This is a genomic window from Paenibacillus sp. SORGH_AS_0306 (assembly GCF_030819345.1).
Classification (GTDB): domain Bacteria; phylum Bacillota; class Bacilli; order Paenibacillales; family Paenibacillaceae; genus Saccharibacillus; species Saccharibacillus kyungheensis.
Genome location: NZ_JAUTBP010000001.1, coordinates 2,374,737 through 2,386,931 on the forward strand (window position 1 = coordinate 2,374,737; position 12,195 = coordinate 2,386,931).

The following is a 12,195-nucleotide window of genomic DNA, read 5'->3' on the forward strand; positions in this document are numbered from 1 at the left end:
TTTTACTGTATAACAAATATTTATTTAATGTGCAAATTTAACCAAATTAAGTATTCTTTATCTATATCGGATAAAAGAAAAAAATAATAAATTTACAAAATAAAATAAAAAAGCAATAAAGTTAGGCTTACATCTAACTGATATTGCTTCTTTAATATGATTTATAACTTTATTTTTATAGACAACCTTATTCAATAAGTCCGTATTTCTGAAAGCTTAAAAATAGACCATCTTCTTCTATAGTTGCTGTAATATCGTCTGCAATGTTTTTCAGAGCTGGCTTCGCATTTCCCATTGCTATCCCAATCGCACAATACTCTAACATCTCAGCGTCATTCATGCCATCGCCAATCGCAATCGTGTCCTCATGAGACATACCCAGATGTTCGAGCAAGTCTGCTATCGCTAGTGCTTTATGTATTCCAGGGATGACTAGCTCTCCACTACCTTCGCCAAATATAGGAACAGTACATTGCATCACTTGGAACTTTCCTTCAAATTCTTGCTTAATCTGTTCAAAAGGAATCGTGGAACTTTCTAGAAAACAGACTTTATTGACATCGTCTTTGTACAGATCAGCTTCGCCATACGTTAATCCTGTGATAAAAGGATGAGGTCTTAATTCTTTCTTTTCCCGTGCGACTGGATCATTCTCAATATCTCCATAGATGCGTCGTTCCAAATGAGGTTGAAGATTGCTACTGGCATATAGCGCCGAATTGGATTCTAAGTAAAAGTCGATCTGATGATGATTGAAAAAATCGACCATATGTCGTACATCTTCTGCGGTTACCTTTTTATGATACAAAACATCTTCTCCGAACTCGACATATCCTCCACCTGCTCCAATTAGTCCATCAAACCCAATATCCCAAATACTATCGTAAATCTCCGCTTTGGATCGTCCTGTACACAAATAAAGTAAATGTCCGTTCTGACGTGCTTGCTGACAAGCTTGTTGTGCAGAAAGAGGAATATTACCATCATCATCTACCAGTGTGCCGTCAATATCAATAAAGACTATTTTTGGGCGAATACGTTCTGTCATGATTTAACCTCCATAATATATAAGAAATTAAAAATAGTGATAGCTATTTATTCGTAGTAATCATCCATCTTTTATGCCTGATTATCTTTTCCAAAAATATCAACCATCATCAAAGTTCCTATTTGATGTCCATAGCGATAAGCAGAAGCTAAAGAAATGGAAGTTAATATCCCCTGTAATTCTAAGATTTCTTCTACTTTTTCGTAGTTTTTTACAGATAAATCTACTTTAAGCTTATTTAGCATATCTGATATTTTAGCTACGTTATAGTGATATTCCGAACTTTTCGGTATTATTTGCTCACTTGGATTCAATTTCCCATAATACAAATCTTCAATAATACTCATCTTCATCCTCCTTTTCGGATATAAAGATAAGCATACTTTACTCAAATGAACTCTAGTGTAGATTAGCGAATAATTCGCTAAAATTACCATTTTTATTACATATGCTTTTTGAACAAAGATTAAACAAATTTAATAATTATGTATTAGAAGGTAACGAAGGTTCTATGTATATGAGATTGAAGTTAGGCTGTGTTCAAGCAGGAGTTCGACGCCAAGTGATCTATACAAATGCAAAAGACCAAGATTTGATCTTATTTGGACTCACAAAGGATAAATTTATAGCAGATCATAGAATCTAAATAAAAAAGACCAATCTTTGCATAAAAAGAGTGGTCTTTTACTTATATTTTCGTACTTATATCAATTCATAATCTATTTATAGTACAACAAAGATAGTCCATAATTTCAGCTAGCAATATCCTTCGTATTCTAAAATTAATTCTGCTTGCTGATCTACAGCATACCAAGTATCTACATCTTCATGATCAGTATACCTTTTCCAAGAGATATAAAAATGGAACTGACAGATCTTATGACTTTCTATAAAAGGTAAATAGATACCTATTTTATTCATATTACTAAAAGTTAACCCTTCCTCATCTTCAATCGAAATAGGCATAAGCTTGTTATTTTTCATCCGATCTAACAAAGCTTCGCTATCTTCAGTTCCTATACATACACAATAATGATCGTCTTCCCATGTGGAAGCTTCTAAATATTGACCGGTATTACTTCCACCTGTGATCCATTGGTACTCTGACCAATACGCTGTACATTTCAAAGATAACTCGCTACCTACATTCATTACTCTAATCAATAGACCACAACTACCATCGACTACCATATGTACTGGAAGCGGAATGATTGGATAGGAAAGGATCATTTCAATGTAGACGTGTTCATATTTCCATGTATAGATGTACCCACCATTTTGCAGCTGCTGGCATGTATATGTGTCATCAAGCAGATTACCTGCTCCAGCATCTAGTGCTAACCGAATATTTCCCAATGGCGTGATTATTTCTAAAGGGGGATTAGCAGTCTGAAGCACATCATTGTTTTTGGATTGAAAAAGTAGCATAGTTTTTCCAACTTTCAATTGATTAAGTCATACTATTTATACTGTATATTCTAATAAAGATACGATTCGTATTGCCTACATGCTTTTGCTATACTAATTACAATCCATTCTATATTTATACACGAAAGGAAAAAATGATGCTACCTCAAGTTGGAGATATCTATTGTGTTTTTTCTCAAAAACTACAGCAATATGTAGCCTGTCAGGTCACTCATCTTAAAGAAGGATCATCTCCAAAAGAACCTCCACTAGCCGCTATTCTAGCATTAGACTGGACAGGAGATACACTGCCTGATGAAGATACTTTACATACGATGAAGCCGTTAGTGTGCAACTCTTATTTTTGGAATGATCAATTTGATCATAAATATGTGAGTGCCAACGTGCCTCCGGAATACTCATTTGTAGGAAATATTCCTCCTCTGGTGGATCAAGAAGTAAAAAGCTACGCTGGAGGTTGGCATATCGGCAATAGCATCCATAACCAACGTCGCTGGGAACGTATTGATGTAACGAAAAGAAACCTATTCAAATCGGCTTCTCCAGATATTGAAGTAGTCGTAGGGGGTCAGACACTACCTCAAAATACGACAAGAATTAACGATCTGATCTTGCAAAAGATAGAAGATTTCTCTGAATTGGATAAGCTTCCTTGCCTGATATCGATTGAGACTGAACAAGGTACCCTAGAATTGGCACACTATATCAACCAGAATCCTCTTATTCATGAATTACAATGGAAATCTTCGATAGTGACTGAACTTGATCTCAGGCAGAGCCATTTAAATCGTTTGATGCTAGAACCAGATCATCTTATTACAATTTATCTTAATGATGATCTTATACATTTTATGCTCAATAGTGAACCTTCTCCTGATCTTCATATTCATAGTGTGTCTGATGGACGATTTATTGATTTACAATGTTGGAACCATTTTTTCCAGTTTCATGGTCTAGATCATTTAGCCGGACTATCTCTAGTTCGTATACAAGAGATAGATATCAACACTATAGTGGAACGCTTTCCTTATCTGACCGAACTGCGAGTATCAGGCAAGCCAGGTGTTGTACATCATATACAAAATCTAGCAAAACTACCTCATTTGCAAATTTTGAACACAGATGATCTATTTGGATTCGAAGCAGATGAGTTCCCATCTCCTGAGCAGTTACCCAAGCTATCGGTGTTATGGATGAGCAGTATTCCAGCCAATGTAGCCAAATCGGTCAAAACGAAATACAAAAAAGCTGCTACTCTCGGGCTGGATCTCTGGATCACCAAACCTCGTAAACCAGAATGGCTAGCTGAAAATTTACTCAACCCTTTCCGCGATTGGGATGGACGTGAACACATTTCGGCTGCAAATGCTAAGAAAGCTGCTCAATCTTATAAAAAAATGCTGACTACTACACGTATGATCGATGCATCGATTCAGGCAGATACAGTATATTCGATGTTAGAAAAGATGGTCACTGAATATACCGAAACGTTTAACAAAATGGATCGGGGTCGTGGCATTATTGACACGATTGAACGCGAAGAAATCTATACTGTGTTAGATGAACTATTAACAGAACTACAAGAACAATTAGGTGAGCAAGGCAAATTGCTTGTAGATAAAGATGCTTTATACGAACTTTTTGATGAACTTCGAGATTTTTAAGTGTACACAACTATGACTGCTTATACGTTTTGACATAACCTAATTTGATCCCTTTAGTTACAGCTTCTAATGCTGAACTGACATGCAATTTATCAAAAATATGTTGAATATGATTAGATACCGTACGTTTACTAATAAACAGCGTATCGGCTACTTCTTCTCGTTTGTACCCATCGCTTAACATTTGCAAAATTTTGGTCTCTTGCTCAGTCAGTTGCTCGATCTCTTCTTCTTCATCGGGAAAATATGTACAACCTGCATGAATATGAAGTAGGATATGTAACAACTGATCAGGAGATACATTTTTGTTGATAAATCCACGTGCACCTGCTTTTTTAGCTTCATAACGGTAGACCGGCAGGTCAAATCCTGTCAAAATCACTATATTCAAATCAGGATATACTTTTGATACCGATTCAGCTACGATCAATCCGTCCTCTTCACTAATATTGCTTAAATTGATATCTACGAGTAAAATATCTGGACGTTTTACCTCTATCATCTTCATCATTTCTGCTACTTCTTGTACCGATCGAAAGCTACTGACTTCTGAATAAAGACCTGTCTATATTGAACAGGTAATTGAATATAGTCTGTCCATTGTTCTAAGGCTTCATTCGTTGTAGATACAAGCTCTGTGATGATTCGCTCTTACAGATAAGTAACTGTTTTTAATTTGCAGATATCTAATAAGGTTATGGTTACTCTTTCCCTTTATGTTAGGTGGCAATTATTTCTTTCTGAAGCTATTATAATCGTGATCTTTTCTATTGGATTGAGTATTACACGCACACTTGCGCATGATAAGGCGTATTTTTAACAAAAACACGCAAAAAAGACTTTCCACAGATTGAGGAAAGTCTTTACATCGCTATTGTTTACTTTAATTCACACTGAAATGCCTAAGCTGGCAAATTCTTCTCGCAATTCTCGCTTTAACTTCGCTTTTTCACTTTCTTCTAGAAAAGCAGCATGAGCTCCATTCATAGCGATTTGACCTAATTCCGATGTAGTGAACCCGAAGCGCTCTGCTAAAATACGATATTCTTTGGTCATACTTGTTCCAGATACACCAGGATTATCGGTATTTACCGTAATCATCAATCCACGTTCAAAATAATCACGAATCGGGTAGCTTTCCCAGTTGGATACCGCTTTGGTCTGAATATTGCTCACCGGACACATTTCAAGCGGAATCTGACGGGCAATCATCATATCCATAATCGCTGGTGCTTCTTGCAATCGTACGCCATGACCGATTCGAGTAGCGCCTAGATTGGATACTGCTTCATGAATATTAGCAGCTCCTGCCGCTTCTCCAGCATGAATCGTAACTGGAATATCTCTGCGATGAGAAGCTGCAAAAATCTCACGAAACAACTCGGGTGGATATGACGCTTCATCACCGGCTAGATCGACAGCGACCAGACCTTTGCCTATATATTTTGAAGCAGCATGAATCACTTCCATATTTTGTTGATGATCATGATGACGCATGCAGATCGCGATACCACGTGCTCGTACCCCGAACTGTTGTTCACCGCGCTTCAGACCTGCAAGCACATAATGAATCACTTCTTCTGTATAAAGTCCGCGTTCCCGATGCAATTGAGGAGCAAAGCGAATTTCGATATATTTACAATGATGTCTGTTTGCTTTTTCCACAATTTCAAAAGCGACCCGTTCTAACGCAATAGCCGTTTGTAAAAAGCGAGTTGTAAAATGAAATTTGCTTAAATAGTCTTGCAGACTACTGCAATCTTCATTTACCTGCATATGGGAGAGTAATGCATGCTTATCTGTCGTCGGCAATTGAACCCCATGACTTTCAGCTAAATCAAGTACTGTCTGCGGGCGTAAGCTTCCATCCAGATGAACATGTAAATCTATTTTAGGCAGAGAAGATATATCAATACCGTTCAGATGACTATTCATTATTATTCCCTCCTCTTATGATCAGACTCATTTAAAAATGCGTCATTTAAATGTTCATTAATATAACATAATAACACTAAAAAGTACATCTTTAATTTATTTAATGTTATATTAACTAACATATAAGAGGTTTTATATTAATTTCGCAATAATAATGTTAGACATATGGTATTAATCTATATCTTCATCATCGTCTATGTATTCATCTTCTTCAGATTCCCCTAATTCTAACCCTTGATTTACCCAGCGGATAAAATGATCGGTAACATGCATTCCATCATCAGGGCTCATACTTCCACCATCCACAATCCATACGTCTTTCGCTCCTGCTTCAGCTAGCATAATCAATACTCTGCCGCCGCTATCGTCACCAACAGCTACATATCCTTCTGCATACAGATCGGTCTCCCATGTCTGATTGCGTTCTGCAATTTGTTCTGCTCCATAGATCAATACGCCTTCATCTGTATATAATCCATCACTTTTTTTCCATAATTGTTTTAGTGCTTTGGGAAATGTCGTATTCATCCATTTTTCTGCATCACGAATCGTACTATTTTCAGCCGGTGGATAAAATTCACATGATCCTAATTGAGACAATTCTAATTCCATCTTCAACACTCCTTATTTGGCTAACGGATATAAGCGATATGATCTATTATAGTATAATTATACAGACGGTTGCATCTACACATCATTACTGGAAATATTTGAATACGATCTTTTCTAGATTTCTTCATAACAAAATAGCTAATGTAATACGATATTGTTTGCTTTCTACAGGCACAGGTATTTCACCTGTTACTAGTGTCATGTCATAGTAAATTAAAACTTTCATCACCTATAAGTCTGTTGTAGTGATGATCTGCCTGGGCGAAGCAATGTCTGTTATACTGTTTGCATTAGCAACACTGTTGTATACGATGTGCAAGATGAAAATGAAGGATCTTTATAAAGAGAGGGTTACACTCATGTCCAAAAAAATACTAATCGCAGATGATGAAGAAAGTATTCGTAACTCGATTGCTTATGCTTTGAAACGAGAACATTTTATAGTAGAAACAGCGATAGATGGTGAAGACGCTCTTGCCAAAACAGCTATATTTCAGCCCGATGTTATCGTGCTTGATGTGATGATGCCTAAGCTTGATGGATATGGGGTCTGTCGTGAACTGAATCATCGCAAAGGTATCGGTATTCTTTTACTTACTGCCAAGTCTGATATTATCGACAAAATATTAGGTCTCGAAATGGGCGCAGATGATTATCTGTCCAAGCCTTTCGATATTCGTGAATTGATTGCTCGTATCAAAGCTTTGGCACGTCTGATGGAACGTGAAAGTACACCTACGGTCAATGATCTACCTGCTACCTTAGGATCTGTAGAAGTATACAGCAGTAGCCGTAAAGTATTGGTAGACCAGCAACCGATTGAACTTACACCCAAAGAGTTCGATTTATTGGCGCTACTGGCTAACCATCCTAACCGAGTGTATACACGTGAAGAACTATTGGAACTGGTATGGGGAATGGATTATCTGGGAGAAACGCGCACGATCGATATTCATATTCAGCGATTACGCAAAAAAATAGAACCTCATCAAGCTTTGCTTCAAACCGTCTACGGTGTTGGCTACAAAGCAGAACCGCTATCGTGAAAAGTTCTCTATTTAGCCATACTTCACCGGATCGTAAAGCACCATTTTTTTGGTCACGCGGACTTAGCTTACGCTGGAAGTTTCCACTGCTTTTAGCAGGCTTACTTCTATTTACTGTAGGTGTATTAAGTACGCTAGTGCTGATCGGCATTCAATCGAATCAGAAAAATCAGATCGAAACTACACTCAAACGACAAAGCGAAATCATAGGTCTTACTATACGTCAGGAATATCTAGCCGGTAATCAAAAAGACCCTCAGCAATTTATGAAATTGCGCGCTACCGAACTTGCCGGTCAACTTGGAATATCCAGTAATATGCGTATTATTCTGTACGATGCTACAGGGCAATTAGCTGGCGATTCATTACCCGTTGCTCCTCAAGTGAATGTAAAGCAAGCTCTTGCTTATGCTTTGAAAGGTCAGATCGCTTATATTACAGCAGGTTCTTCGGTTATCTACTTGTCTCCTATTCAAGGACCAGATGGTCTGCTTGGCGTCGTTCAGCTTCATCTTTCGATTGCAGAACAACAAGCATTTTATCAAGATATTGTACAACTACTTCTTACAATAGGGGTATCGGTGTTGATTATCAGCTTTGTAGTCGGTTGGTTATATATTCGCAAGCAGATTGCCGATATTCATCGGCTGACTCAAGAGACTCATTCGATATCTCAGGGACACTATCCTCTCCCTCGCACTGTTCTTTTTACTCGTAAAGACGAATTAGGGCAATTGGGAGACGACATCGTGCAGATGGGACATATGATTGCTCAAAGTGTGAACGAGCTGGAAAATGAAAAACAACAACTGGAACAAGCGATTACCAAATTAACAGCGCTAGAACAATTGCAAAAAGCATTTATCGGCAATATCAGTCATGAACTCAAAACACCGATTACATCGATTCAAGCCTATGCCGACTTACTGAATATGTATGGTGACGATCCTACACTGGTACACGAAGCCAGTGAAAGTATTGCCAAAGAAACCAAACGACTGATCGAATTGATCGAAGATTCGATTCGTTTGTCATTGTTGGAGAAATACGACTTTGAATTACAAGTAACTTCTGTGCAATTAGATGAACTGTTAAGCGATGTCGCCAAGCGTACACATGGCAAAGCATCCACTTCAGGTATTGATCTACAGGTACAGACAGTTGCTGTAACATTGACGACCGATCCCAAGCATCTGATGCATATTTTATTAAATTTGCTAGACAACGCAGTAAAATATAATCGTAATGATCATGGATGGATTAGACTCTCTAATGAACTGTACGATCACAAGACGATCATTCGTATTATCAACTCCGGTGCTATTATTCCAGAAGATCAATGGGACAATGTATTCGAGCCTTATGCCACATTAAGCAGTGATCGAGCACGTACAGGTAGCGGAACAGGTCTCGGTCTTCCACTTGCCCGCCGTCTAGCAGAACGTCTACAAAGCAAGTTGTATATTGCTCAATCGAATGATTCGGGTACCGAATTTGTTTTGGAACTTCCGGTGTAATAGGCTGATTAGCTAGATTATTTACAACTTGGATACAATTCGATATATTTACGAAACGTCTGCTGATTATAGTAAAGACATCGATCATATAAGGGAGATGTTCTTTTGTGAACAAAATAATGTTATTCTGCCGATTCTATCGTCTCTATCGGCTAAGTATCGGCATAGGATGTATCCTATTGCTCAGTGCGTGCAGTACGTTAACCAATACAGGCGGACTACGTTCATCAGAACCACAACTGACGGTATTACCTCTAGATACTTCGATGCAAAAACAAGCCGATGAAGTGATGTTAACCTCAGTAGCACCATTAAAAAATGTATATGGACGGACATGGTTATCGGATACAAAGCTGATTATCAACAAAAAAGATCGTCTGTACATGTATCATCTCGAAAATGGTAAAGAAAATGCTTTAACACCCGGGCGCACATCACCTCAGTATCTTGCGCTGACGTCTCAAGATGGTCAGCATGTGTTTTTTACAGAAGGTGTAGACGGTGATCCTTATCAGATTCTAGGATATATATGGGATGTATCAACAGGCAACGTAACATCGATTGGTCAACTGGATATTACCAGTACAGTGAGTTGGGCAGATAATAAACACTTAATTACTACCAAAGTAGGCGGTGGTATGCGCTTAATCGATCTGAACGGACACTCTTCCGATGTGGTTCTGCCAGATGCAGTGCAACAACAAGACAGTCTGGATTCGGTACAAAAAGTCGGCAAAATTATTTACTATTTGAGTCCAGATACCAATGTCTATCGGCTGGTACAATATGCGAATCAATCCGAGCCTACGATCACTCCGATCGCCAACGATGTTAGAGCCTTCTCGGTATCTCCAGATGGACAGCGAATCGCTATAGAACAACGTGTATGGAATACAACTGAACCCGCCAAATTAATCATGATCGATACAGAAGGTCATGTAGAAGGCACATTAGGTCAAGGAAGCTTAATCAGCCGTAGTGTATGGTCTCCAGATAGTCGGATGCTTGCATTCTCTATCCATCAGGTGAATCAGCAAGGTATGAACGGGCTGTATATTTTCGATCAACATACAGGTAAAACAACGCCTGTTTTTGCCAAAATTCAAGATGCTAATACTTCTATGCAATGGAATCCATCGGGTGATCACTTGTCGCTGTATGATGAGAGTCGCGGAGTCATGACCTATATTATAGGAATCGAAAAATGAGCTAAAGCCAACATGATCATAATGTATCTGTGGCTCTAGCTTATTTTTGTTGTTTTAGATTATTTTTGTCATGATAATTGCTTAATCTGACCTGCTTCCATTTCATCCAAACATCCTTATAATATTCTGCTTAAAGATTGTAGCTGTCATACGTTCCAAATATAATAACACGTCTAAAGTGTCATAATTCTACTTCTACATCTGTCTTACGAAATAATTGATACTCTCCATTCAACTGCTTGATTAACAAATGATGATCTGCCGTCTGAAAGACTGGAGTGCCTTTATCTACCGCATTCGACATCAGATGTTCTGGCGGGTACATCCCTGCTTCCACGCGTTGTACAATTTCACCCACTGGCTGAATATCTGTATACTGCTTCATATCTACAGATTGTCCGCCTATATATTGTTGATCATTATAATTAATAATAGCTGCATAGGAATCCGTATGATCTGCACTGGTATTACAACCTACAAGAAATAATGAATATCCAAGTATACAGAAAGCCATAATGAGTATTTTCATAGTTCACCTCTTTAGTTCGGAATAGATCGATTTTTCCTATAACTATTTATGTTATTTTCCGTTGCTCTGCAATTGTTCTAATTGCCATATGCGTTCTTCGGTAATAGATTTTATATTGTTATCTGATGCCAGACCGATTACTTTTATTGCATAATCACTAGCGACGATTGCGTGTTCTTTCATATGTCCTACAGCTACGGCTTGTCCGGCAGTTCTTGCCCCTGTTTTAGCTATTTCATTCTGACATTGTCTAGCGACTTTGTGAATCTGTAATCCAGCTTGCCTTACTTGATGTACAGTAGCTTGTCCCACTTGCCATAGCTCATTTACTTTAAATGCTTTCTCTACTTGTTCAACATTCAGTAACTCTTGCTCAAGATAAGGCATTACATGCCGGGCAATACTAAGCGCCCATTGTGCTAATTGTACATGACTGACCTTTTCTATCGTCTGTTCAATCTCGGCTCGTAGAGATAAGTCGTCTACAATTTTAATCTTGGATTTACTCAATATTGCTTTCTCCTTTCCAAAAGAGAAATAAAGAATTCCATCCGATCATCGTATGTTTCCCAAAATACTTTATAAACTCATTCCTGCTTAAATGTTCATCCGTCAAAAGTAATTCTAAAATCCCAATCGTTGCTGCTTCCCTTACATAATGCTCACCTTCCGTAAGAAATTGCTCTATGACATGAAAAATAGACGGAAATTCATCATGCTTACCACTTCGATACAATCGAATAAGATGTCTTACAAAGTCAGAGAGTTCCAAATAATATAATCGTTCTTCATCTATATCTTCATCCTTTATATAGTCGTTCCAGGACTCTTGATACGAAGGACAAGCTTCTAATAATAAATCTATCATTTGCTCTTTCATAATCATCAGAGTGGTATTCCTTTCTACCTTTATTTCTATATATTATGTGTATTACAAAGGCTATATACAGATATATGCCTCAATCTAACTAACAGCTATGACTATACAATGCTTATCCTTCGACAAGGGCTTTGTATACTCGATAATCCTCTTTACCTTTGATCGCTAATTGATCTACGTTGACTGCATTTTTAATCTCATTGCTGTACTATCATTATACTGAATTCCTTTTGGAGTCTGTGCTGTGTTGAGACTACAACCTATAAGCATTGCTAATAAAGTGAGTACTATAGTTGATTTCAAAATAAGTTCATCCCCTTCCAACCTA

At 37.8% G+C, this 12,195-nt stretch carries 13 protein-coding genes and 1 pseudogene; 4 read left to right on the top strand and 10 right to left on the bottom strand.

Features of this window, described 5'->3' with window-relative positions:
• Positions 1 to 187: 187 nt before the first annotated feature.
• From QE450_RS10220 to QE450_RS10230, 3 genes are all read right to left on the bottom strand, one after another.
• Positions 188 to 1,048, bottom strand: coding sequence for a Cof-type HAD-IIB family hydrolase (locus QE450_RS10220; RefSeq protein ID WP_307299070.1), 861 nt, complete (start codon positions 1,046 to 1,048; stop codon positions 188 to 190).
• Between the two features lie 71 nt (positions 1,049 to 1,119).
• Complete coding sequence (locus QE450_RS10225) at positions 1,120 to 1,395, bottom strand: DUF6809 family protein (RefSeq protein ID WP_307299072.1); 276 nt, start codon at positions 1,393 to 1,395, stop codon at positions 1,120 to 1,122.
• 409 nt (positions 1,396 to 1,804) lie between these two features.
• The gene (locus tag QE450_RS10230) at positions 1,805 to 2,476 is read right to left on the bottom strand and encodes a hypothetical protein (RefSeq protein ID WP_307299075.1); all 672 of its coding nucleotides are present in this window, start codon (positions 2,474 to 2,476) and stop codon (positions 1,805 to 1,807) included.
• Between the two features lie 137 nt (positions 2,477 to 2,613).
• Here QE450_RS10230 and QE450_RS10235 point away from each other — a divergent pair, with 137 nt between their 5' ends.
• The gene (locus QE450_RS10235) at positions 2,614 to 4,140 is read left to right on the top strand and encodes a hypothetical protein (protein WP_307299078.1); all 1,527 of its coding nucleotides are present in this window, start codon (positions 2,614 to 2,616) and stop codon (positions 4,138 to 4,140) included.
• Between the two features lie 10 nt (positions 4,141 to 4,150).
• Here the strand turns inward: QE450_RS10235 and QE450_RS10240 are convergent, their stop codons facing one another.
• The 4 genes and pseudogenes from QE450_RS10240 to QE450_RS10255 all read right to left on the bottom strand — a co-directional run bounded on the left by QE450_RS10240 (position 4,151) and on the right by QE450_RS10255 (position 6,687).
• The gene (locus tag QE450_RS10240; RefSeq protein WP_307302662.1) at positions 4,151 to 4,426 is read right to left on the bottom strand and encodes a response regulator transcription factor; all 276 of its coding nucleotides are present in this window, start codon (positions 4,424 to 4,426) and stop codon (positions 4,151 to 4,153) included.
• Positions 4,427 to 4,669, bottom strand: a pseudogene (locus QE450_RS10245) (response regulator); the annotation flags it as partial.
• A gap of 359 nt (positions 4,670 to 5,028) precedes the next feature.
• Complete coding sequence (gene add / locus QE450_RS10250; RefSeq protein ID WP_274172531.1) at positions 5,029 to 6,075, bottom strand: adenosine deaminase; 1,047 nt, start codon at positions 6,073 to 6,075, stop codon at positions 5,029 to 5,031.
• A gap of 171 nt (positions 6,076 to 6,246) precedes the next feature.
• Positions 6,247 to 6,687: an SMI1/KNR4 family protein gene (locus QE450_RS10255; protein ID WP_307299083.1), complete on the bottom strand. Its 441-nt coding sequence runs from the start codon at positions 6,685 to 6,687 to the stop codon at positions 6,247 to 6,249.
• 359 nt (positions 6,688 to 7,046) lie between these two features.
• On the opposite strand from QE450_RS10255, the gene QE450_RS10260 reads away from it, so the two are divergent.
• From QE450_RS10260 to QE450_RS10270, 3 genes are all read left to right on the top strand, one after another.
• On the top strand, positions 7,047 to 7,733 hold the full coding sequence (locus tag QE450_RS10260) for a response regulator transcription factor (RefSeq protein ID WP_273612713.1): 687 nt from the start codon (positions 7,047 to 7,049) through the stop codon (positions 7,731 to 7,733).
• Positions 7,730 to 9,250: a HAMP domain-containing sensor histidine kinase gene (locus QE450_RS10265; protein WP_307299086.1), complete on the top strand. Its 1,521-nt coding sequence runs from the start codon at positions 7,730 to 7,732 to the stop codon at positions 9,248 to 9,250. The genes QE450_RS10260 and QE450_RS10265 overlap by 4 nt, the downstream gene beginning before the upstream one ends.
• 107 nt (positions 9,251 to 9,357) lie before the next feature.
• Complete coding sequence (locus QE450_RS10270) at positions 9,358 to 10,458, top strand: WD40 repeat domain-containing protein (RefSeq protein ID WP_307299087.1); 1,101 nt, start codon at positions 9,358 to 9,360, stop codon at positions 10,456 to 10,458.
• Between the two features lie 181 nt (positions 10,459 to 10,639).
• Here the strand turns inward: QE450_RS10270 and QE450_RS10275 are convergent, their stop codons facing one another.
• From QE450_RS10275 to QE450_RS10285, 3 genes are read right to left on the bottom strand one after another with little or no spacing between them, the layout of a single operon-like run.
• Positions 10,640 to 10,987 (bottom strand): hypothetical protein, encoded by a 348-nt coding sequence (locus tag QE450_RS10275; RefSeq protein WP_307299090.1) that lies wholly within the window; start codon positions 10,985 to 10,987, stop codon positions 10,640 to 10,642.
• Between the two features lie 51 nt (positions 10,988 to 11,038).
• Positions 11,039 to 11,497, bottom strand: a complete 459-nt coding sequence (locus QE450_RS10280; RefSeq protein ID WP_307299092.1) for a putative immunity protein — start codon at positions 11,495 to 11,497, stop codon at positions 11,039 to 11,041.
• Positions 11,490 to 11,873: a DUF7674 family protein gene (locus QE450_RS10285; RefSeq protein ID WP_307299094.1), complete on the bottom strand. Its 384-nt coding sequence runs from the start codon at positions 11,871 to 11,873 to the stop codon at positions 11,490 to 11,492. Before QE450_RS10285 ends, QE450_RS10280 begins: the two co-directional genes overlap by 8 nt.
• Positions 11,874 to 12,195 lie beyond the last annotated feature (322 nt).

Coding starts and splice junctions, on each gene's coding strand:
- QE450_RS10220 (WP_307299070.1), bottom strand. CDS start 1,048: ATGACAGAACGTATTCGCCCAAAAATAGTCTTTATTGATATTGACGGC.
- QE450_RS10255 (WP_307299083.1), bottom strand. CDS start 6,687: ATGGAATTAGAATTGTCTCAATTAGGATCATGTGAATTTTATCCACCG.
- QE450_RS10285 (WP_307299094.1), bottom strand. CDS start 11,873: ATGATTATGAAAGAGCAAATGATAGATTTATTATTAGAAGCTTGTCCT.
- QE450_RS10235 (WP_307299078.1), top strand. CDS start 2,614: ATGCTACCTCAAGTTGGAGATATCTATTGTGTTTTTTCTCAAAAACTA.
- QE450_RS10225 (WP_307299072.1), bottom strand. CDS start 1,395: ATGAGTATTATTGAAGATTTGTATTATGGGAAATTGAATCCAAGTGAG.
- add (WP_274172531.1), bottom strand. CDS start 6,075: ATGAATAGTCATCTGAACGGTATTGATATATCTTCTCTGCCTAAAATA.
- QE450_RS10230 (WP_307299075.1), bottom strand. CDS start 2,476: ATGCTACTTTTTCAATCCAAAAACAATGATGTGCTTCAGACTGCTAAT.
- QE450_RS10260 (WP_273612713.1), top strand. CDS start 7,047: ATGTCCAAAAAAATACTAATCGCAGATGATGAAGAAAGTATTCGTAAC.
- QE450_RS10275 (WP_307299090.1), bottom strand. CDS start 10,987: ATGAAAATACTCATTATGGCTTTCTGTATACTTGGATATTCATTATTT.